Source organism: Marinobacter alkalisoli (assembly GCF_045449855.1).
Lineage (GTDB): Bacteria > Pseudomonadota > Gammaproteobacteria > Pseudomonadales > Oleiphilaceae > Marinobacter.
In genome coordinates this window covers 46,021-66,229 of the sequence record NZ_JBJJLC010000037.1, presented here as the reverse complement: position 1 = coordinate 66,229, position 20,209 = coordinate 46,021, and the positions used below count along the sequence as shown (strand labels likewise).

21 protein-coding genes are annotated in these 20,209 nt (G+C 56.3%); 17 read left to right on the top strand and 4 right to left on the bottom strand.

Going from position 1 to position 20,209, the window contains the following annotated elements; all coding sequences use genetic code 11:
- The first annotated feature begins 22 nt into the window (after positions 1-22).
- The 7 genes from tviB to ACJO5Y_RS14875 all read left to right on the top strand — a co-directional run bounded on the left by tviB (position 23) and on the right by ACJO5Y_RS14875 (position 5,688).
- Positions 23-1,285 (top strand): Vi polysaccharide biosynthesis UDP-N-acetylglucosamine C-6 dehydrogenase TviB, encoded by a 1,263-nt coding sequence (tviB, locus tag ACJO5Y_RS14905; protein ID WP_406988446.1) that lies wholly within the window; start codon positions 23-25, stop codon positions 1,283-1,285.
- Between the two features lie 145 nt (positions 1,286-1,430).
- Positions 1,431-1,799: a histone-like nucleoid-structuring protein, MvaT/MvaU family gene (locus ACJO5Y_RS14900; RefSeq protein ID WP_406988276.1), complete on the top strand. Its 369-nt coding sequence runs from the start codon at positions 1,431-1,433 to the stop codon at positions 1,797-1,799.
- Between the two features lie 372 nt (positions 1,800-2,171).
- Positions 2,172-3,041: a hypothetical protein gene (locus tag ACJO5Y_RS14895; RefSeq protein WP_406988275.1), complete on the top strand. Its 870-nt coding sequence runs from the start codon at positions 2,172-2,174 to the stop codon at positions 3,039-3,041.
- 57 nt (positions 3,042-3,098) lie between these two features.
- Complete coding sequence (gene sbcB / locus ACJO5Y_RS14890) at positions 3,099-4,547, top strand: exodeoxyribonuclease I (protein ID WP_406988273.1); 1,449 nt, start codon at positions 3,099-3,101, stop codon at positions 4,545-4,547.
- Between the two features lie 206 nt (positions 4,548-4,753).
- Complete coding sequence (locus ACJO5Y_RS14885) at positions 4,754-5,107, top strand: endonuclease domain-containing protein (protein WP_406988272.1); 354 nt, start codon at positions 4,754-4,756, stop codon at positions 5,105-5,107.
- Positions 5,108-5,113: 6 nt separating this feature from the next.
- A complete protein-coding gene (locus tag ACJO5Y_RS14880) occupies positions 5,114-5,371 on the top strand; it encodes a hypothetical protein (protein ID WP_406988270.1) in 258 nt (85 codons plus the stop codon).
- Positions 5,344-5,688, top strand: coding sequence for a type II toxin-antitoxin system PemK/MazF family toxin (locus tag ACJO5Y_RS14875; RefSeq protein WP_406988268.1), 345 nt, complete (start codon positions 5,344-5,346; stop codon positions 5,686-5,688). Before ACJO5Y_RS14880 ends, ACJO5Y_RS14875 begins: the two co-directional genes overlap by 28 nt.
- Positions 5,689-5,872: 184 nt before the next feature.
- Here the strand turns inward: ACJO5Y_RS14875 and ACJO5Y_RS14870 are convergent, their stop codons facing one another.
- Together ACJO5Y_RS14870 and ACJO5Y_RS14865 are read right to left on the bottom strand one after the other, a co-directional pair.
- A complete protein-coding gene (locus ACJO5Y_RS14870; RefSeq protein WP_406988266.1) occupies positions 5,873-7,873 on the bottom strand; it encodes a tetratricopeptide repeat protein in 2,001 nt (666 codons plus the stop codon).
- A gap of 112 nt (positions 7,874-7,985) precedes the next feature.
- Positions 7,986-9,152, bottom strand: coding sequence for a flagellin (locus ACJO5Y_RS14865; protein WP_406988264.1), 1,167 nt, complete (start codon positions 9,150-9,152; stop codon positions 7,986-7,988).
- Between the two features lie 396 nt (positions 9,153-9,548).
- On the opposite strand from ACJO5Y_RS14865, the gene ACJO5Y_RS14860 reads away from it, so the two are divergent.
- The 5 genes from ACJO5Y_RS14860 to ACJO5Y_RS14840 all read left to right on the top strand — a co-directional run bounded on the left by ACJO5Y_RS14860 (position 9,549) and on the right by ACJO5Y_RS14840 (position 14,341).
- Positions 9,549-10,373, top strand: coding sequence for a flagellin N-terminal helical domain-containing protein (locus ACJO5Y_RS14860; RefSeq protein WP_406988263.1), 825 nt, complete (start codon positions 9,549-9,551; stop codon positions 10,371-10,373).
- Between the two features lie 76 nt (positions 10,374-10,449).
- Entirely contained in the window at positions 10,450-10,887 is a 438-nt protein-coding gene (locus ACJO5Y_RS14855; RefSeq protein WP_406988261.1) for a flagellar protein FlaG, read from the top strand.
- A gap of 193 nt (positions 10,888-11,080) precedes the next feature.
- Entirely contained in the window at positions 11,081-12,484 is a 1,404-nt protein-coding gene (gene fliD / locus ACJO5Y_RS14850) for a flagellar filament capping protein FliD (RefSeq protein ID WP_406988260.1), read from the top strand.
- Between the two features lie 27 nt (positions 12,485-12,511).
- Positions 12,512-12,919, top strand: coding sequence for a flagellar export chaperone FliS (gene fliS, locus ACJO5Y_RS14845; protein WP_406988258.1), 408 nt, complete (start codon positions 12,512-12,514; stop codon positions 12,917-12,919).
- A gap of 210 nt (positions 12,920-13,129) precedes the next feature.
- Positions 13,130-14,341 carry an argininosuccinate synthase gene (locus tag ACJO5Y_RS14840; RefSeq protein ID WP_406988257.1) on the top strand — a complete coding sequence of 404 codons (1,212 nt, stop codon included), beginning with the start codon at positions 13,130-13,132 and terminating at the stop codon, positions 14,339-14,341.
- A gap of 297 nt (positions 14,342-14,638) precedes the next feature.
- Here ACJO5Y_RS14840 and ACJO5Y_RS14835 read toward each other — a convergent pair whose 3' ends face one another.
- Entirely contained in the window at positions 14,639-15,610 is a 972-nt protein-coding gene (locus ACJO5Y_RS14835) for a response regulator (RefSeq protein ID WP_406988256.1), read from the bottom strand.
- 117 nt (positions 15,611-15,727) lie between these two features.
- Between ACJO5Y_RS14835 and ACJO5Y_RS14830 the strand changes: the two genes are divergently transcribed.
- The 3 genes from ACJO5Y_RS14830 (at position 15,728) to ACJO5Y_RS14820 (ending at position 18,099) form a co-directional block, all read left to right on the top strand.
- Positions 15,728-16,210, top strand: coding sequence for a YajQ family cyclic di-GMP-binding protein (locus tag ACJO5Y_RS14830; RefSeq protein ID WP_406988255.1), 483 nt, complete (start codon positions 15,728-15,730; stop codon positions 16,208-16,210).
- 15 nt (positions 16,211-16,225) lie between these two features.
- Positions 16,226-17,623: an AmpG family muropeptide MFS transporter gene (locus ACJO5Y_RS14825; protein WP_406988444.1), complete on the top strand. Its 1,398-nt coding sequence runs from the start codon at positions 16,226-16,228 to the stop codon at positions 17,621-17,623.
- 164 nt (positions 17,624-17,787) lie between these two features.
- A complete protein-coding gene (locus tag ACJO5Y_RS14820; protein ID WP_406988253.1) occupies positions 17,788-18,099 on the top strand; it encodes an MGMT family protein in 312 nt (103 codons plus the stop codon).
- A 181-nt stretch (positions 18,100-18,280) separates the two neighbouring features.
- On the opposite strand, the gene ACJO5Y_RS14815 is transcribed toward ACJO5Y_RS14820, so the two are convergent.
- On the bottom strand, positions 18,281-19,042 hold the full coding sequence (locus tag ACJO5Y_RS14815) for an SDR family oxidoreductase (RefSeq protein ID WP_406988252.1): 762 nt from the start codon (positions 19,040-19,042) through the stop codon (positions 18,281-18,283).
- Positions 19,043-19,136: 94 nt separating this feature from the next.
- Between ACJO5Y_RS14815 and ACJO5Y_RS14810 the strand changes: the two genes are divergently transcribed.
- The gene (locus ACJO5Y_RS14810; protein WP_406988251.1) at positions 19,137-19,679 is read left to right on the top strand and encodes an FxsA family protein; all 543 of its coding nucleotides are present in this window, start codon (positions 19,137-19,139) and stop codon (positions 19,677-19,679) included.
- 230 nt (positions 19,680-19,909) lie between these two features.
- Positions 19,910-20,197, top strand: a complete 288-nt coding sequence (gene groES / locus ACJO5Y_RS14805; protein WP_011785505.1) for a co-chaperone GroES — start codon at positions 19,910-19,912, stop codon at positions 20,195-20,197.
- Positions 20,198-20,209 lie beyond the last annotated feature (12 nt).

The following is a 20,209-nucleotide window of genomic DNA, read 5'->3' as shown; positions in this document are numbered from 1 at the left end:
TTTTAACAGGATTCATTTAATGATGAAGAAGATCGCCGTTGTTGGCTTGGGATACGTCGGTTTGCCGCTGGCTGCTGCGTTTGGAGAAAAGCGCGAAGTGGTTGGTTTTGATATCAACGCAAGGCGCATCGCAGAACTGAAAGACGGCGTGGATTTTACCCGGGAGGTGTCTTCTGATGAGTTGGCCGCTTCCAGTGGTTTGTCATTCACCGATTCTGTGGATGAAATCCGCGATTGTCAGGTTTATGTTGTGACCGTTCCAACGCCCATTGATGAATATAAATCGCCTGATTTGACGCCACTGGTTAAAGCCAGTGAAAGTGTGGGCAAGGTGCTTAAGCAGGGCGATATTGTTATTTATGAGTCGACGGTGTACCCGGGGGCGACAGAAGAGGTCTGTGTTCCGGTTCTGGAGAAAGTCTCCGGTTTGAAGTTTAACCAGGACTTTTACGCCGGCTACAGCCCTGAACGAATTAACCCTGGCGATAAAGAGCACCGTGTAACCACTATTATGAAGGTTACTTCCGGTTCTACGCCTGAAATTGCCGATGAAGTAGATGCCCTTTATGCGAGTATTATTACCGCCGGGACCCATAAGGCGAGCTCAATCAAAGTAGCGGAAGCTGCCAAGGTGATTGAAAACACCCAGCGTGATTTGAATATCGCGTTGATGAATGAGCTTTCGATGATTTTCTCCCGCCTGAAGATTGATACCCATGAAGTGTTGGCTGCAGCGGGAACCAAATGGAACTTCCTGCCCTTTAAACCCGGTTTGGTAGGCGGCCACTGCATTGGTGTGGATCCGTACTACCTGACCCACAAAGCTGAGGCTATTGGCTATCACCCGGAAATCATTCTAGCGGGCCGCCGTGTGAACGATAATATGGGCCCCTATGCCGCATCTGAGCTGGTCAAAGCCATGATCAAGGCAGGCCATACGATTGCTCATGCGCGGGTACTGGTAATGGGTTTCACTTTCAAGGAAAACTGCCCGGACTTGCGCAATACCCGCGTTATTGATGTGGTAAAAGAGTTGCGAGAGTTCGGTTGTAACGTGGATATTACCGATTGCTGGGCTGACAACGATGAAGCCCGCCATGAATACGGTATTTCGCTGGTCGATAAACCCAATGCCGGCGATTATGATGCGGTATTGCTGGCAGTTCCTCACCGTGAATATGCATCGCTTTCATCTTCGGAACTTCGTGCTTACCTGAAAGATAATGGCGTTCTGTTTGACCTGAAAGGGGTGTTGCCATTGGGTGAGGCGGATCTACGGCTTTAAGTCATGTTTGGATCAGTGTGATTTGAAACCAGCCATTCGGCTGGTTTTTTATTAATGACTGGTAAATAAATAACTTTGCCTTGAATGAATAATTAAATTATTATTTGCGGTGACTTTTCGTCATTAAACATAAGGGTTTTTATTCATGGCAAAGATTAACGATTACTACCAGAAAAAACAGCTTATGGAAAAGCTCTCCGCTGAACTTGCTCAGCTGGAGCAGGATCAGGCTCTGAAGCGCGAACTGGAGTTTGAAAACAAGGTTCGTGATCTGATGAAGTCTTATGACAAGTCCCCGAAAGACGTTCTGCAGATTCTGGGCGCGATTGACCCGTCCGTTGCCGGCGCCAAGGCAGACACGGCTGGCGGTTCCCGTCCCAAGCGTCCGATGAAGACCTACAAGAACCCGCACACCGGTGAAGTGGTCAAGACCCGTGGCGGCAATCACAAGACTCTGAACGAGTGGCGTGAGAAGCATGGTAAGGAAGCTGTGCAGAGCTGGCAGCAGGACTGACGTACTTGCCCCCTCTCCCCTGACCCCTCTCCCGCGAGGGGAGAGGGGAATGTACGCCGAAGTAGCGTAAGTGCCTTAGCCCCTCTCCCCTCGAGGGAGAGGGGTTGGGGAGAGGGGATCTGTGACCCACATCAAACTCCTCCCTCTTTAACCTTCCGTCATCCCCCAATGTGAACCCGCTCACTCTATTGGCCTGAACGCCTGGGCTATAGTGCTTTCACGGCCAATAAGATACATAACATTACAAATACGAAGCATTAGAAAGTGCCGTCTGTCCAAAGCGGGGAACATTCCAATAACACCGCGGGCAGTGGTGAGCTGGGCGTCGAAATTGCAGTAGCAGGCTCATAGACACTAATCAGAGACACAACAATGAAACAGGATGCGTACGGATACGCTGTCCTCGCACTGGTTTGCCTGGGTATTGCGCCCGTTGCCCAGGCGGAGCTTGAGCCCATTTCCGATCAGGAAATGAGTGAGGTGCAGGGGCAGGGCTTGATGACAATCGAGAACCTGGATGACGGAGCTCACCAGTTTACCCGCATGTCGCTGACGATTGATGCGGAGACCCGTGTGAACGCAGACAGCGTGACGCTGGGCGGCATTGATGGTGGCGCCGATTTCCAGGCCACGAATGTGGCGCTGGGTCATATCGCCCGTGAGGATGGCGTTCAGCGGGTGAATGGTAAAACCTATGCCGCTGGCGACACGGTTCCGTTTGAGGGTCTGAAGCCGTATATCGAACTGGCGGAGGTGGATGACCAGTTGGCCGGTTTCCGCATGGGCTTCAAACAGGCCCGGGGCACGATTTCGGCGGATATGGAATCCTTCAGCGGCAACATCGGCCTTCAGATTGAAGATGCCGACGGCAACCCCACCGCCGCGACTTTGTTTGATGCCAATACCAATGCCACCCAATACCGAGCCAGCCATTTTGGTATTGCCGGTGATTCCACCGACTGCAGCGCGGGTGTGCAGTGTGCGCCGTTAAGTTACCTGCGTTCCATGGATATTGGTACGGATAACGGTGAGGAGGCTCCCGGCTTTACCAATGATTTCTTCCTGTCATTTCAGCGCGAGGGGGTGAATTGGCAAAGTCCCGATGGGGGGAATGTGATTGAAGCGGCCAAGGGGGTGTTTCTTAATCTGCCCACCAGTATGACGCTGGATCAGCAGGTGTTTGAGAATGGCGTGCCCCGGGAGCAGACGCATTATATTGATCGCGGTACCGGGATGTTTTGATTGTCGGATTACACTACACTGCGCTTGGTCTATTAACCTGACGCAGGAGTCCTTTCGGTGATCCGTTCTTTCTACTGGCACGATTATGAAACCTTCGGTGTGGACCCGGTTCATGACCGGCCATCGCAGTTTGCCGGTGTGCGCACGGATGCGGATTTGAACATCATCGAAGACCCGTTGGTGATTTACTGCAAGCCGACGGACGATTACCTGCCTTCGCCGGAAGCCTGTCTGATCACCGGAATTACGCCCCAGAAAGCCCTGCAGGACGGTTTCCCGGAAGCGGAGTTCATTGCGCAGATCAATGAAGCCTTCAGCCAGCCGGGTACCTGCGTGGTGGGCTATAACAGCCTGCGTTTTGACGATGAGGTCACCCGCCACACCCTGTACCGCAACCTGCGCGATCCCTACGCCCGGGAATGGCAGAACGGTAATTCCCGCTGGGACATCATCGACATGGTGCGGCTGACCTACGCCTTGCGCCCGGAAGGCATCAACTGGCCCCGCAAGGAAGACGGCAGCCCCAGTTTCCGGCTGGAGGAGCTGACGGCTGCGAACGGCATTGCCCACGAAGCGGCTCACGATGCCATGTCCGATGTGGAAGCGACCATTGCGGTGGCGAAGCTGGTCAAGGAAAAGCAGCCCAAGCTGTTCGATTTCGTGTTGAACAACAAGGACAAGCATTCCGCCCGCGCCATGCTGGATACCGCTTCCATAAAGCCGGTGTTTCACATTTCCGCGAAGTATCCGGCGTCACGGGGCTGCTGCGCCATGGTGGCCCCGGTGGCGGATCACCCCACCAACAAGAACCTGGTGATTGTCTACGACCTGCGGGAAGATCCCAGCGAACTCATCAACGCCACCGCTGACCAGATTCGTGAGCGGGTATTTACTTCCCAGTCGGAACTGGGGGAGGGGGTAAGCCGGTTTGCGCTCAAAGGGGTGCAGCTGAACAAGTGCCCGGTGCTGGCGCCGGCCAATATGCTGTCGACGCTCTCGCCGGAGAGGTTGGAAGAACTGGCGCTGGATGGCGAGCAGCTGCGCGCCAACCTGGCCCTGCTGCGCCAGGCCCCGGACCTGCCCGCCCGCATTGCTGAAGCCTTTGACCGGGATTTCGAAGGCAGCGACCTGACCGACCCGGACGAACAGCTCTACGCCGGCGGCTTTATCAGCAAAACCGACCGCGAAAAACTGAACTGGGTGCTGGAGCAACCGGTGGAGAATCTGGAGGAACTGGATGTTCGCTTTGAGGACGAACGGCTCCAGGAAATGCTGTTCCGCTACCGCGCCAGGAACTACCCCAGCACTCTGATCGGGGAAGAAATGGAGCGCTGGGAAGTGTTTCGCAGCCAGCGGCTGATGCAGCCCAAGAAGGGCTGGCGGTCATTGGAGGCTTATGGGAATGAATTACAGCGTTTGGCGGCGGATCCCGGGTTAACGCCGCAGAAGCAGCAGATTCTGGAGGATTTGCATTTGTATGGGGAGTCGTTGATTCCTTATGTTTGATAAGGGTGGCAGCTCTGGCGTAGCTGCCGCTTTTAACATGCCCCCTCTCCCCCGGCCCCTCCCCCGCCAGGGGGGAGGGGAGCTTATGGGTCAGGAATAAGCGGGTAGCACCGTTAAAGCCCCTCTCCCCTGGCGGGAGAGGGGTTGGGAAGAGGGGGAAAGACGGGAGGAAGGGCAAGAAGCCCTCTACAAACCAAGGAAGACTCATGGAACAAAGGACGTTCGCCAAACACCTCCGCCGCAACATGACGCATGCGGAAAATCACCTCTGGTACCACCTCAGAGCCTACCGGTTAAATGGAAAGCGTTTTAGGCGCCAGCAGCCTCTTGGGCCCTATATCGCTGATTTCGTGCACTTCGGTTCGCGGGTAGTCGTGGAAGCTGATGGTGGGCAGCACAATGGTTCAGACGGTGACAGAAAACGTGACGACTGGCTGCATTCGCAGGGATACAAGGTTCTTAGATTTTGGAATCACGAGATTTTGCAGCAGACAGAGGTGGTCTTGTCAGTGATATACGACGCTGTGAAAGAACGTGAGGTAAGTGTTTGCCCGGGATAGAGTGGAGTGCGAGAATCAAATAAACGTCAGCAAAAACGGGTGCCGATGGTGTTGCAGACAATAGAAGCAGTTATCGATGAGTCCGGCCATATACACTGGCTTGAAAAAGTATCTTTGAAAGGATCGCGGCGGGTTCTTATTACTCTGCTGGAGGATGATGAATCTCAGGAAGAGATTCTGGAAGCTGCGGAATCTGCTCTGGCAGAAGATTGGCTCAAGGAAGAGGAAGATGAGGCGTGGGATCATTTAAAAAAGGAAGTGTAGTACTTATCCGGTTTCCATTTTCAGACCTGACCAGTCGCAAGCTTCGCCCCGCGGTGATTGTCGCGAATGTGGGGCGGGGAGATCATATACTGTGCCAGGTCACCAGCAAGCCTTACGATGCAGAGTCTATTGAATTAACAGAGAAGGAGTTTGAGGCCGGATCTTTGCAACGGATTAGTTATGCGAGACCAGGGAAGTTGTTTACTGCCAATGATTCCATTTTGCTTAAAGAGGTGGGGCAATTGGAACCGCGAGCAGTCGATAGCTTGGTTGCGAGGATTGTTGAGATTGTTCGGGGCGGACCGGCGCATCGGTGAGGCTGACTTCCCCCTCTCCCCCGGCCCCTCTCCCGCTAGGGGAGAGGGGAGCTTATGGGTTAAGTTATGCGAGTGACACACCAACTGCGTCGACGTACATTCCCCTCTCCCCTTGCGGGAGAGGGGCCTGGGGAGAGGGGCCAGGGGAGAGGGGGCAGAATAATCGCCCACGGCACCCCAAAACTCACCGCCGCCTCACAAAATAAACACTCAAACCCTGCCCCATCAAACTCTGCACTTCACTCCCCAGCGCCTCGGCCTGGATCTGCTGCTGTACCGGACCAGTGGCAAGGCTGTGCCCGTCGGTGTCCCTGGCCTTCACCAGTTTCCACTCCACCTCATTGCTGACCATGCCCATGAGTTCTTTGAGCTGGTGTACGTCCTGTGGCTGGAACCAGCGGTCGCGGCAGCCGCCGAGGGAGTAGAAGTCGTCTTCCTTCAGCAGTGACTGCCAGATGGCATCCTGCTTGTTGGTCAGTACCATGCGGCGGAGCTGGCGCAGGGTGGTGCGGGTGGGCGCCAGTTTGTGGTGGCTGATCAGGCTGCGAATGTGGTGATCGCCTTCGCTGTGTTCTTCCACGGCGGTGTGCATGTGTACCACCGCGCCATTCTCTGTCGCGGAGCTGACCAGAGCCGCCAGTGAGACCACGGTCAGTGCGGAGGAGGGCAGGCGGCCGACTTCCAGCCAGTGGACTTTGTGACCGTCTGCCACAAAGCGCTGGGCGATGGACCAGGGCCAGAAGACGATGTTGTTGATGCCCATGTCGTCGGCCATGCGGGTGGCCTTGGCGATGTTGGCCAGGGATTCGTCCACGGCGATGACTTCCACATCATCCAGGTAATGGGCCAGTTCCATGGCGCGCTGGCCGGACTGGGCGCCGCAGACCATGATGCGCATGGTGGCGGGCAAATGCTCCACCGGCAGTTTCAGGTCTTCCGCCATCAGCGCTTTCAGGCTGCTTTCGGAGCGGTAGGCCAGTGTGGACCAGCTCGGCCACGCCTGGGGTGCGTCGGCTTTGGCCAGGCACAGCTCTTCGGCTTTTTCCTCGAAGTTCTGCTTGATGGCTTCTTCCGTGGCGCGGTCGTAGTAGCTGGCGGCCAGAACCGGCTGCACTGCCAGCGGCCAGTCCACCAGGTTCCACTGGCCCAGGTGCACGGCAAAGTCCTGGTGGAACAGCGCGCCGTACATGGCGCTGAGCATCAGTGAGGCCGTCATGGCGTCCTGGGGTTCGCCCATGACCAGTTGGGCGTTGATGCTGTCGTTGATGGCGCTGATCAGGCGTTCTTCGTCCTCTTCGGCGGTCAGTGCGTAGCCGGTGCGGTCCACGTAGCGGGCAATGGCCAGGGTAAGAGGCTGAAGTTCGTCCCGCAGTTGTACGGTTTGCGCCACTTCGGCGGTGATCGCGCGGCGGAGCAGGGTAACCAGCTCTTCCACCGCAGGATTCGGCATCAGGGTTTTTTCCAGGGCCAGGATCAGCAGTTCGTCTTCGCTGGCGGCATCTAGGAATATCTCTGCCTGGGGGTTATCCAGGTCGTATTGCTGGTGGATGATGGCGCTGACAAAGCGGCCGATTTCCTGGTGGGGCAGGCCGTCCTTGCTGAGCAGGGCGATGGCGTCCTGCGCCAGGGCGGTGTCTGCCTTCTGTACGTCCAGGTGTTCTGCGCAGGTGAGCATGCCGCTGTAGACCGAATCCCACCGGGCGCCGGTTTCCAGCAGTTTGCGGTAATGCAGGTAGGCCACATCAAACTGGCCCTGCAGCCGTTTGGCATGGGCAACGCCACAGAAAGCGGCGGCGGATTGCCGGTCAATGTCCAGAGCTTGCAGGAAATACTGCTCCGCCAGGGCCGGGCGTTCACTCTTCATGGCCCAGTAGCCCAGGTTGGTGTACTGCTGCGCCTGCTCCGGTTGGTGGTTCAGGCTGGCGTTGAACAGGGCGTGGGCTTTTTCGAGCTGGCCATCGTCCAGTTCTACCCGTCCCAGCAGGCCCAGTGCCCCGGCATTCTCAGGCTCCAGATCAAGCGCCTCCGCCAGGTATTCCCGGCATTCCTGGCGCGCTTTCAGGCGCTGAACAAACGATCCTGCCGCGCTGTTGGATTCACCGTAGGCAAGGTTTGCCTGTAACACCAGCCGGGCAACCTGCGCCTGGCGGGAATCGGAAACCTGAATGTGATGCTGTGCGTGCATGGGACACCTCGTAAAACCTGCCGCGGCAGTCGTTTCTATATCTATCGTGGGCTCGATTGGCCGTAGGTCGGATTAGCCAAAGGCGTAATCCGACAACCGTGTTGCTACCCCGTTAGCCCTGCAGCAACTGCAATACCTGCTGCGGCCGTGCGTTGGCCTGGGACAGAACCGAGAGGCCGGCCTGTTGCAGTACCTGGGTGCGGGCCAGTTCGGCGGATTCCGCTGCGAAATCGGCATCACGGATCCGGCTGTTGGAGGCTGACAGGTTTTCTGAAGTCGTACTCAGGTTGGCGATGGTCGACTCGAACCGGTTTTGTACGGCGCCCAGTTCGGCGCGAATACCGTTGATACTGTCGATGGCATAGTCAGTCAGCACCATGGCCATATCCGCACCATCTTGTGTAGAGATGTCGGTATCGTTGAGTGTGACCGTATCTGCTGCGGGGTCTGGATCAATCAACTGGTTGTCGCCACCGTCGACGGCGAAATCAACCGCGTAATCCACGCCAAACTGTGACGAAAATATCAGCTCGTCATTGGTGCGGTTCATGTTGACGGAGATACCAGTGGTTGGGGTCTGGGCGTTGATCTGACCCAGTACATCCTGCAATGAGCGTGCTTCGGTAATGTTCACGGGGGTATCATTGCCATCCGCGTCGGTCAGCGTCACGGTGAAGTCTGCAGTTCTTCCATCCGCGAAGATGTCTTCGAGGGTTTCAGGCGTACCGTCCTCCAGCTGCAAAATATCCGTTGTTTGACCAATCACTGAGCCCAGTTGGCTGCCTCGGGAGTCGAATCCACTCACGCTGATGGTGTCACCGGTATTGGCACCTACTTGGAAGGTTTGCGTCAGCAGGCTGCCGTCAAGCACCTTCAGGCCGTTGAATGAGGTTTGGCCGGCAATGCGGTTGACCTCGGCAATGCGTTGCTGAACTTCCGCGTTCAGTGCTTCCCGGTCCGATGTGCTGTTTGATGCGTTGGCGGACTGTACTGCCAGTTCGCGGATCCTTTGCAGGTTTGCGGTGATCTCATCAAGCGCACCTTCGGCCGTCTGGGCCAGGGAGATGCCGTCGTTGGCGTTTCGCTGGGCCATGTTCAGGCCGGTAATCTGAGATTGGAAACGTTCGGAAATCGCCAGACCAGCAGCATCATCCTTGGCGGAGTTGATGCGCAGGCCGGATGACAAACGTTGCAGCGCGGTGTTGGCGTCGCTTTGAGATGAGTTCAGATTGCGCTGAGCGTTCAGCGAAGCAATGTTGGTATTTATGATCTGAGGCATGTTGTTTCTCCCTGCTCTGAGGTGCCGGTAACCCCGTGCCCGATCAAAATGGGGACGCATTGCCGGCGGACATTCATGGAATTGCCGTTTTGAGGGAGAGTTAGCGAAAGCTGTGCCAGTTTTCCGGAATTTTGTTTAATGTGTTGAAAAATAAAGAGATAATTGATTGTTTTGGCGTCAGATTTCGATCCGTTGCCGGAATGTTGGCGCGTATAGTCGGAAGTGTATTGCCGCTTTTGCGGTTCTTTTACAATCCTTAACAAAATCTCTGAGTTTTTTTCTAAAGGAACCAGAGGTAGCGCCGTTAAGTGGAATAACAGGGCGGCGCTTCAAACCAAAAAAACGGGCGCCACACCTTTTCCATGAAAAAACGACATCGGTCGAAGGAGAAGCACTATGGCTCTCGGTATCAACACTAACATCGCCTCTATCAACGCTCAGAACCAATTGGGTAAATCTCAGAGTCTTTCTGATCAGGCTCTTCAGCGTCTGTCATCCGGTCTGCGCATCAACTCCGCCAAGGATGATGCTGCTGGTCTGGCGATTTCCTCACGGTTTGACGCGCAGGTTCGTGGTCTGACCGTCGCTCAGCGTAACGCCAACGACGGTATCTCAATGATGCAGACTGCTGAAGGTGCGCTGAACGAAGTTGTTAACAACCTGCAGCGCATGCGTGAGCTGTCTGTCCAGGCGGCTAACGGTAGCAACAGCGCATCTGACCTTGATGCCCTGGACGCCGAATTTCAGGAGCGTGCTCTGGAAATCGAGCGCATCGCGACTGAAACAGAATTCAATGGTCAGACAATTCTGGATGCAACTGCCGCTGGCGCACCAGTAACTCTGCAAATTGGCGCTAATGTAGGCCAGACGATTGAGGTCAATTTTGCTGACATGCAGGCGGGTACGCTTGGCGTTGACGCTCTCGACATTGGTGATGCTGGCGATCCGGATGCGGCGATTACAGCCATTGATACCGCGCTGGATACCGTAAACAGCACTCGTGCGGACTTTGGTGCCAAGCAGAATCGTCTGGAAAGCACCATTGCCAATATCAGTACTGCTATCGAGAACCAAAGCGCTGCCAATAGCCGGATTCTGGACGCCGACTTCGCCTCTGAATCCGCTAAGCTGGCTAAGTCCAACGTGTTGCAGCAAGCTGGTATCTCGGTCCTGGCTCAGGCCAACGCCCGTCCTAACCAGGTTCTGTCACTCCTGCAGTAATAGGGGCTTTGCGATAGTGGCCACCCTCTCAATTGAAAGGGTGGCTCGTCGCCGTTAGAGGATAGCGAGGTAAGCTATGAATGACGTGAACCTGAATAGCTCGGATTTGAAGCTGGTACGCTCCAGTGAGCAAGCTCCGGCTCGGGCAAACGCGTCACCTCAGAACGAAGGCAGCAATGTCTCCGCTCAGTTTGCCGCCTCGTTTACTGGCCGTGCTGAGTCGATGCAGGCTTCCCAGGTTCAGGAATCGTCAAAGGCCGCGCGGCTGGAGTCGAGGAGCGAAGAACAAAGGGAGCAATTGGACGACGCAGTGACTAAACTGAACGATTATGTTCAGACGGTACAGCGGGATCTTCAGTTCGAAGTGAATAACGATCTGGGCCAGACCATCGTGCGTGTGGTGGATCAGGAAACCAAAGAAGTTATTCGACAGATCCCTGACGAGGTTGCGTTGAGGTTGGCAGAAAACTTGCAGCAGGATGAACCGCTGACGTTATTCAACGCAAAGGTGTAATACCTTGCCGCTCGCGGCCAGTTGAATAACTGCCTTTCAGCACCGCCGCACCCTTGGGTCCGGCGGCTTTGTGCGTTTGGCGCATGGGTTAATTACACTCTGTTACAAAATGCCGGTTTGATGGGCAAAGTTTTGCCGCTTTTGGCCGTTAAACAGAGTAATTGAGTCACACAGCCTTTCAGGAGGCGGAATCATGGCAGCAATTACATCGTTGGGAGCCGGGTCAGGCATTTTTAGTAATGACCTTGTTGACCAGCTGGTTAATGCGGAGCGGGCGCCGACGCAGCAGCGACTGGACCAGAAGCAGTCCCTGACAGAAGCAAAAATTTCCGCTTACGGGGGTATCCGTAGTGCTGTGGAGGCCTTGCGTGGCCCGATGGAAGCGCTCAGCACACCTGAAGGGTTGAAGGCGTTCTCTGCTTCCTCTTCTAACGAAGGCGTTGCCGGGGTATCTGTAGATGCGTCCAAGGCAAGCCGTGGTTCCTATAGCCTGAATGTGACGCAGATGGCCCAGGCTCAATCGCTTGCTTCTGGTGCATTTGCAGATCGCGATACCACCTCGGTAGGTTCGGGTACGTTAACCTTGAATGTTGGTGGTGTGGCTACGGACATTACGGTTGATGGGAGCAATGACACCCTGGAAGGCCTGGCTGCGTCGATTAACGATGCAAATGCCGGGGTATCGGCCGGGGTGGTCGACACCGGTTCCGGATACAGGCTGGTGCTGTCCGCTGATGAGGCCGGAGAAGAAAACGCCATCCAGATATCGGTTGCGGATGGTGATGGCAATAATACTGACGGTGCAGGGCTGTCTCAGTTTGTCTTTGACGGTACAACGTCCAACATGGACGAGACCGTTGCAGCGATGGACGCTAAGCTTGAGGTGAATGGTATTGAGATTACCCGCCCAACCAATACTATCGAAGGTGTGGTTGATGGCGTTGACTTTGACATCAAGTCATTGGGGACTTCCACCGTCAAGGTTGAGCAGGATGCTGAAGCGGTTGCCGGCCGGGTTCAGGAATTTGTGGACAAGTTCAACGCCCTGCAGGATGTGATCAAGAAGCATGCTGGTTTCAACCCGGAATCTGGTCAGGGCGGTGTGCTGAGTGGGGACTCCACGGTTCGCGGGATTCAGAATGAACTTCGCAGGATGATGACCACCATTCCAGAGGGCCTGGAAGATTCTCCGATTCGCATGTTGGCGGATGTGGGTATTAAGACTCAGCCCAGCACGGGCAAGCTGGAGTTTGATCAGGCCAGGTTCCAGGAGCAGCTTCAGGAAAATCCTGAGGCAATGACGGCGCTGTTCGCCGAAAAGGATGGCGTCGAGGGTATTGCCGAACGCATGGTCAATACCGTGACTGATTTCCTGGCTAGCGATGGCGCTTTGGCGAACCGCACGGAAGGGCTTAATAATGCCCTGCGAGATATACAGGATCAGCGCGATCGATTGGATATGAGAATCGCTTCATATGAGGAGAGGCTGATAAAGCAGTTTTCAGCAGCGGATTCCCTCATCTCGCAAATCCAGAGTAGCGGCGATTTTGTCGCTCAACAGTTGGCCTCTTTGTCGCCACAGAACGGCCAGAGTTAATTTCGGCTGAATCATCAGGGGTTAGTTATGAACGGTCTTCAGCAATACCAGCGCATCAATACGCAAACCAGCATCACCGATGCCGATCCACATAAACTGATTCAGCTTCTGTATAACGGGGCGCTGGAACGGATCAATATGGCCAAGGCGCGCATGCAGGCCCGGGATTTTGAGGGTAAGGGAAAACTTATTTCAAAAACCATTGAGATTATCGGTGGCCTGAGAAGCTTCCTCGATTTTGAGCAGGGCGGTGAACTGGCCTCCAGGCTGGAATCGCTCTATGACTATATGGAGCGCACGCTGCTTGATGCCAGCTTTAAGAACGACGTTGCCAAACTCGATGAAGTGGCCGACCTGCTCCGCTCCGTCAAGGAAGGCTGGGACGGTATCCGTGAAGAAGTTGTGAATCAGCAGCGGGCCCAGGTGGCTGGCTGAGGAGGCTGCATCTCCCCTCCTGATGCGTCGGCCTGCCCCTCTCCCCAACCCCTCTCCCGCCAGGGGAGAGGGGCTAAATAGAGATACCCGCTTACTTTGCTCCATAAGCTCCCCTCGCGGGAGAGGGGCTCTTTATAGCCATTCCCCCCTCTCTCCCGTACAATATGCGCCTTATTTATTGACCCCTATTTCAGGATTTGGAGCAAGGGCATGTCTGATATCAAGAAGGTGGTGCTGGCCTATTCCGGTGGCCTGGATACTTCCGTTATCGTTCGGTGGTTGCAGGATACCTATAACTGTGAGGTGGTGACGTTCACCGCTGACATCGGCCAGGGCGAGGAAGTGGAGCCCGCGCGGGCGAAAGCCGAGGCGCTGGGCGTGAAGGAAATCTACATCGAGGATCTGCGCGAAGAATTTGTGCGCGATTACGTGTTCCCGATGTTCCGCGCCAATACCATCTATGAGGGGGAGTACCTGCTGGGTACCTCCATCGCACGCCCGCTGATCTCCCGTCGCCTGATCGAGATTGCCAATGAAACCGGCGCGGATGCCATCTCCCACGGCGCCACCGGCAAGGGTAACGACCAGGTTCGTTTCGAGCTGGGCGCCTACGCGCTGAAGCCGGGCGTGAAGGTAATTGCCCCCTGGCGCGAGTGGGACCTGAACTCCCGCGAGAAGCTGCTGGCCTACTGTGACGAGCGCAACATTCCGGTGGAGAAGAAGAAGGGCAAGTCTCCATACTCCATGGATGCCAACCTGCTGCACATCTCCTATGAAGGCATCAACCTGGAAGATCCCTGGTCGGAAGCCGAGGAAGACATGTGGCGCTGGAGTGTTTCCCCGGAAGCCGCTCCGGACACGCCGACCTATGTTGAGCTGACCTATAAGCAGGGCGACATCGTTGCCATCGACGGTCAGGACATGAAGCCCCATGTGGTGCTGGAAACCCTGAACAAAATGGCGGGCGACAACGGCATCGGGCGCCTGGACATTGTTGAGAACCGCTACGTGGGCATGAAGTCCCGCGGCTGCTACGAGACCCCGGGCGGCACCATCATGCTGCGCGCGCACCGGGCCATCGAGTCCATCACCCTGGACCGCGAAGTGGCCCACCTGAAGGACAGCATCATGCCGCGCTATGCGGAAGTGATCTACAACGGTTACTGGTGGTCACCGGAGCGTGAGGCGCTGCAGGCGCTGATCGACCAGACCCAGACCTACGTCAACGGCACCGTGCGGCTGAAGCTGTACAAGGGCAATGTGGACGTTGTGGGCCGTAAGTCCGAAGACTCGCTGTTTGACGAGAAGATCGCAACCTTCGAGGAAGACCAGGGCGCGTACGACCAGAAAGACGCGGAAGGCTTCATCAAGCTGAATGCGCTGAGGTTGCGGATTGCGGCTGGCAAGGGGCGAAAGCTTTAAGGCTGACGTTCAGCAGGTTGCAAAACGCCCGGATTTTTCCGGGCGTTTTTGTTTTTGTTTCTTCCATAAAAAAGCCAGCTCATGGGAGCTGGCTTAACAACAAAACTTAAGGAAAGAACGAAAGTGCCTGAAAAATTCGTTAATTCGATGGATCCGTCTCCCATACGGCGGCGGAGGTACTACACGGCTCCTCCGCCATGGGGGATACTGCTTGAATCCACAATTGCAGAATAGGGCTTTCGCGCTCTGAAGTCTGTTGGTGAAGTGTGATTCAGTGTTACCGAGTGTGATGTCGGGTTAAACCTTCTCCACCGCCGCCGGCATTGTCTCCGTAAACCGCCGCGTCTCATACGCATCCACCAGCCCCTGAACCGCTGCCTGCTCAACCTCCTGGACCGATGGCGTGCCGCTTTGGGCGTCGGATTTGCACAACACCATGCCGGCTTCCACGGAAATGTACCCGGCGGTGGTTTTCAATGCCTTGTGGTTAATGCCATCAAACACCCGCCGGAACGTCGTGGTGGTGCAGTTCTCACTGCGGGGGAAATAGGCCACGATGGCAAACTGGTTGTCCCCAACGCGGCACAGGGTATCCATGGGGCGAATCAGGTGGCTCAGGCGGCGGGCGATGCCGATGGCCAGTTCACTCATCACCGACGGCGGGTGCTTGCGCTTGAGTTCCTGCCAGTTGCGGATACCGCACAGCACATACGCAGTTGACCCGTTGCGGGATTCCGCATGACGCAGGGATTTGCCCAGTCGGTCACGGGCGTATTTGTTGTTGCACAGCCCGGTTTCCAGGTCGATGATGTTGGTGGCTTCCAGTTCTCGATTGTTCTCGATCAGCAGGGAGTTGGCCCGCAGCAGGGTGTTTTGCCGGTCGGCCATGCGGTCGGCGGCGAAAATCCGGGGAATCAGCTGCTTGGTCATGTCGGATTTATAGATGAAATCGTCCACGCCCCGGTCGAAGGCTTCAGACAGGGCTTCCACGCTTTCCCGGGCGGTCAGCAGGATGATATAGGTGTAGTGGTTGTCCTGCTCGTCCTGCTGGCGCACCTGGTCAGTCAGCTCCAGGCCGTCCATTTCCGGCATCAGCCAGTCGGCAATCAGCACGCTGACCGGGCGTTGTTCCATCAGCTCGAGGGCCGACAACGCGTTGTTGGCGATACGTACGTCGCGATATCCGGCATTTCGCAAGGTGCGCCCAACCACCATACTGCTGAACTTTGCGTCGTCTACTACGAGGATGGGGAGGTCCAGATTTGGCATTGTTGTCTACTTCTTACCAGTCCATTGTCAGATGCGGTGAGGGGCGGGTCTTGCTATGCTCTGCCCTTATTTACGTGGATAGAGTATACCCATTACGTTTTGCGGAGAATAACGACCATGCCCTCTTTTGACATTGTTTCCGAAATTGATATGCACGAAGTCACCAACGCTGTGGACCAGGCCAAGCGGGATCTGGGCAACCGCTGGGATTTCAAGAATGTGGACGCGAATATCGAGCACAATGACAAGGGCATTACCATCAGCGCCGAGCAGGAATTTCAGCTGGAGCAGCTGTTGGACATGCTGCGGATGGCTTTTGCCAAGCGCAATATCGACAGCCGTGCCCTGTCCGAGGACGGTGAGAGCAAGGCCGGCAAACTGGTCAAGCAACACCTGCTGCTGAAGCAGGGCATCGAAACCGACATGGCCAAGAAAATCGTCAAGATGATCAAGGATGCCAAGCTCAAAGTGCAGGCCAGTATCCAGGGTGACAAGGTCCGGGTGACCGGGAAGAAGCGGGATGACCTGCAATCCGCCATCGCCATGCTGAAAGAAACCGAGCTGGATATTCCCCTGCAGTTCAACAATTTCCGCGACTGATCCGGAGGCCGCGCCATCTTATCCGGTACACGCCTGGCACTGCTCAGGGATGCGCTCTACACCTACACTCGCTGGCAGGTCGTCGCCCTGTTGTTCCTGGGGTTCTCCGCTGGCCTGCCGTTCCTGCTGGTATTTTCGACGCTGAACGCGCGGCTGGCGGATATGGGTGTGGAAACCGCCACCATTGGTTTCTTCAGCTGGCTGGGCATCACCTATTCCATCAAGGTGTTCTGGGCCCCGGTGGTGGACCGGTTGAAGCTGCCGCTATTGGACAGGTTGCTGGGCAAACGCCGGAGCTGGATCCTGCTGGCCCAGTCCGGCATCGCCACGGGCCTGTACCTGATGGCCCATGTGGATGCCATCGCCGCCCCGGAAATGATGGCGCTCTGTGGTTTGTTGGTGGCGTTTTCCTCCGCCACCCAGGATGTGGCCATTGATGCCTACCGGATCGAGATTGCCGAGGAACGGCTGCAGGCGGCCCTGGCGGCCACCTATATTTTCGGGTATCGGCTGGCGCTGCTGGTGGCCGGTGCCGGTGCCTTGTATCTGGCCGAATTCTGGTCCTGGCAAGTGTCTTATGAGGTGATGGCGCTGCTGGTCGGCGTTGGTGTGGTCACGGTGCTGGTAGTGCGTGAGCCTGAGGTGAACCACTTCGCCGCCGCCCAGGACATTGCCCACAAGATCGAGGAGGAAGCCAGCAAGCGCGCCCACCTGAATCCCCAGCTGGCCCGTCTGGTGGGCTGGTTCTACGCCGCCGTGGCCGGGCCATTCCTGGACTTTTTCCACCGCTATAAGGAGCTGGCGCTTCTGATTCTGTTGATGGTGGCGGTGTATCGCATATCCGACATCGCCATGGGGGTTATGGCCAATCCGTTCTACCTGGATTTTATGGGCTTCTCCAAAACCCAGGTGGCGGATGTGACCAAGATATTCGGCTTCTTCATGACCATCGCCGGCTCGCTGATCGGGGGGGTGATGGTGGTGCACTATGGCGTGCGCCGTATTCTGTTGCTGGGGGCGGTGATGACGGCGGCCACCAACCTGCTGTTTGTGCTGCTGGCCCAGTACCCGCCCAATATAATCACCCTGGCCGCCGTGGTCAGCGCCGATAACCTGAGCGGCGGCATCGCCAACGTGGCACTCATCGCCTGGCTCTCCAGCATGACCAGTGCGTCGTTTACCGCTACCCAATACGCGTTGTTCAGCTCCCTGATGACCCTGCCAGGCAAGTTCATCGGCGGCTTCTCCGGCATCGTGGTGGCGGATTTCGGCTACGCGCAGTTCTTCCTCGTCGCCGGCTTTATGGGCGTCCCCGCCATCCTCCTGGCCATCTACATGATTCGCCAGGGCGAACGGCTGGATGCTTTGGCGCCTCGTAATGAGGAGGCTGAGGGGGTGCCCGAGCCCCGGTGAACATAGGTGGCTGGCCCAGGGGTGGGGTGCCTTTTCTTCTGGAAAACGAACTCGCTTCGCTCAGACACCGTTATTCCGGCAGAAAAGGCACCCCATCCCTGGACCGATCAGACGGGTTCGTGTGGGCTGGATTAACTGCCGCTAGTTGTTGAAGAGAGCCAATCATGTCTGAACCTACTAAAGAGCAAAAAATCTGGCAGGTTGTGGCTTCAATACCACCGGGTTCAGTTGCCAGCTATGGGCAGGTTGCCGACATGGCTGGACTTGGGCGCCAGGCAAGGTTTGTGGGGCGAGCCTTGGGCATGCTACCGTCAGGCCATTCCATCCCCTGGTATCGAGTCATCCGCAGTTCCGGCCAGATAGCCTTTCCCCAGGGCTCCGAAACCTACGAAACCCAGGTTTTCCGCTTACGTGAAGAGGGCGTGGAAGTCTTCAACAGCCGGGTGTCCATGAAACGTTTTCAGTGGCGGCCATAACAACCAGGCTCTGAGTCATAGGGGACTTCCCCCTCGGAGTTAAGTCGGTCACGGGGTGGGGGTACCTTTTCTGCAGGAACAAAGGTGTCTGAGCGCAGCGAGTTCTTTTTCCGAAAGAAAAGGTACCCCCACCCCGGGACCAGCCCCCTTAACCAGAGGGCTACCCCAGTGAGCGAGGAAATCAGAGCCGCAAAGCCCCATCCACCTCGATCATCCGACCGGACATATAGTCATTCTCGAAGATGAACGCCGCAGCAGAGGCAATCTCTTCCGGTTTACCCATACGCTTGAGCGGGATGCCGGCGGTCATTTTCTCCAGGGCTTCCGGCTTCATGGACGCGGTCATCTCGGTTTCGATAAAGCCCGGGGCAATACCCATGCAGCGAATGCCATATTGGGCCAGCTCTTTCGCCCATACCGGAACCAGGGCGGATACGCCGGCCTTGGCGGCGGAGTAGTTGCTCTGGCCCATATTGCCGGCGCGGGAGATGGAAGCGATGTTGATGATCGCGCCCTGGTCGCCGTTCTTGATCATCTGGGTGGAGGCTTCGCGGCCACACAGGAAGACGCCGGTAAGGTTGACGTCGATGACGGCCTGCCACTGGGACAGTTCCATACGCTTGGTGATTTCGCCGTCTTTCGCTTTGACCATCAGACCGTCACGAAGGATGCCGGCGTTGTTGATCAGACCGTTCAACTGACCGAAGTCAGAGACGATTGCCGCGAAGGTCTTCTCCACATCGTCTTCCTTGGCGACGTTGCACACGTAGCTTTTCGCCTCGACACCGGCGGCTTTGCAGGCTGCAACGGCCTCGTCCAGCTTTTCCGGCATCAGGTCGATCAGTGCCAGTTTCGCACCCCTGGCAGCGAGGTATTCGGCCATGGCGCGGCCCAGACCCTGGCCACCGCCGGTAATTGCAATCACGGAATCTTGAAGTTTCATGTTTTGCCCTAACTAAGTTCTACAGTGGTTTTACGTTTTCTGTGTGCCTGAACGGTTTTTGTTGGTGCGCGGATTATATCATCAAGGAGGCACCTTGCCCGTTTTCCTGTTTCTATTCATTATCATGCCCATTGCCGAGATGGCGGTGCTGATCAAGGTCGGTGGCATGATCGGTGTGCTGAATACCATTGGCCTGGTTTTGCTCACAGCGGTGGTCGGTGCCTGGTTGTTACGCCAGCAGGGTCTGGCCACGTTGCTGCGGGCGAACCAACGGCTGAATAGTGGTGAGCTGCCGGCAAAAGAGGTGGCCGAGGGGTTGGTGCTGGCGGTTGGCGGTGCGCTGCTGCTGACGCCGGGCTTTATCACCGACACCGTCGGCTTTCTGTGTCTGATTCCGGGTACGCGGCACTGGTTTGTCGCCCAGGCTCTGAAGCGGCTGGTGGTGTCTGGCCAGGTCAGCGGTTTCCATTTCCGCGCCGGCGGTGGTCAGGGACCGTTCGGACAGGGGCCGTTTGATAATCGCGAGAATCCCTTTGGCCAGCAACGTCCGTTCGACCGGGACGCCAACGGCGACATCATCGATGGTGAGTACCGGGATGAAACCGAGCGTGATCACGACCGCATCGAAAAAAAGTAAAAATTTTTTTATCGCGGGTGTTGAAAATACCTACCGGTCACCCCAAATAGAACACACAAGTTCGCTGCGGGCTGATAACAGTTGGAATACAGCTAGTTAATAGCCGGGCAATTTGTCGGATTACGCTTCGCTAATCCGACCTACAACAGCCGTCGGGTTACACACGCTGATCCGACCTTTAACAGCAAATGTCATTGCCACATTAATCTGACTATTGGAGAAACCGAGCAATGAAAATTCGTCCGCTACACGATCGTGTTGTCGTGCGCCGTAAGGAAGAAGAAGAGAAAACTGCAGGTGGCATCGTGCTGCCGGGCAATGCCAAGGAAAAGCCGTCCCAGGGTGAGGTTATCGCCGTGGGCAATGGCCGGATCCTCGATAATGGCGAAACCCGTGCACTGGCGGTCAAGGTTGGTGACACCGTGGTTTTCGGTCAGTACGCCGGTAACACCGTAAAGGTTGACGGTGAAGAGCTCCTGATCATGAGCGAAAACGATATCTACGGCGTGCTTGAGTGATCGCGAAAGCGA

Excerpts from the sequence above, each read along its gene's own strand:
- tviB (WP_406988446.1), top strand. The coding sequence starts at position 23 with ATGAAGAAGATCGCCGTTGTTGGCTTGGGATACGTCGGTTTGCCGCTG.
- ACJO5Y_RS14900 (WP_406988276.1), top strand. The coding sequence starts at position 1,431 with ATGGCAAAGATTAACGATTACTACCAGAAAAAACAGCTTATGGAAAAG.
- ACJO5Y_RS14895 (WP_406988275.1), top strand. The coding sequence starts at position 2,172 with ATGAAACAGGATGCGTACGGATACGCTGTCCTCGCACTGGTTTGCCTG.
- ACJO5Y_RS14885 (WP_406988272.1), top strand. The coding sequence starts at position 4,754 with ATGGAACAAAGGACGTTCGCCAAACACCTCCGCCGCAACATGACGCAT.
- ACJO5Y_RS14870 (WP_406988266.1), bottom strand. The coding sequence starts at position 7,873 with ATGCACGCACAGCATCACATTCAGGTTTCCGATTCCCGCCAGGCGCAG.
- ACJO5Y_RS14865 (WP_406988264.1), bottom strand. The coding sequence starts at position 9,152 with ATGCCTCAGATCATAAATACCAACATTGCTTCGCTGAACGCTCAGCGC.
- ACJO5Y_RS14860 (WP_406988263.1), top strand. The coding sequence starts at position 9,549 with ATGGCTCTCGGTATCAACACTAACATCGCCTCTATCAACGCTCAGAAC.
- ACJO5Y_RS14855 (WP_406988261.1), top strand. The coding sequence starts at position 10,450 with ATGAATGACGTGAACCTGAATAGCTCGGATTTGAAGCTGGTACGCTCC.
- fliD (WP_406988260.1), top strand. The coding sequence starts at position 11,081 with ATGGCAGCAATTACATCGTTGGGAGCCGGGTCAGGCATTTTTAGTAAT.
- fliS (WP_406988258.1), top strand. The coding sequence starts at position 12,512 with ATGAACGGTCTTCAGCAATACCAGCGCATCAATACGCAAACCAGCATC.
- ACJO5Y_RS14840 (WP_406988257.1), top strand. The coding sequence starts at position 13,130 with ATGTCTGATATCAAGAAGGTGGTGCTGGCCTATTCCGGTGGCCTGGAT.
- ACJO5Y_RS14835 (WP_406988256.1), bottom strand. The coding sequence starts at position 15,610 with ATGCCAAATCTGGACCTCCCCATCCTCGTAGTAGACGACGCAAAGTTC.
- ACJO5Y_RS14830 (WP_406988255.1), top strand. The coding sequence starts at position 15,728 with ATGCCCTCTTTTGACATTGTTTCCGAAATTGATATGCACGAAGTCACC.
- ACJO5Y_RS14820 (WP_406988253.1), top strand. The coding sequence starts at position 17,788 with ATGTCTGAACCTACTAAAGAGCAAAAAATCTGGCAGGTTGTGGCTTCA.
- ACJO5Y_RS14815 (WP_406988252.1), bottom strand. The coding sequence starts at position 19,042 with ATGAAACTTCAAGATTCCGTGATTGCAATTACCGGCGGTGGCCAGGGT.
- groES (WP_011785505.1), top strand. The coding sequence starts at position 19,910 with ATGAAAATTCGTCCGCTACACGATCGTGTTGTCGTGCGCCGTAAGGAA.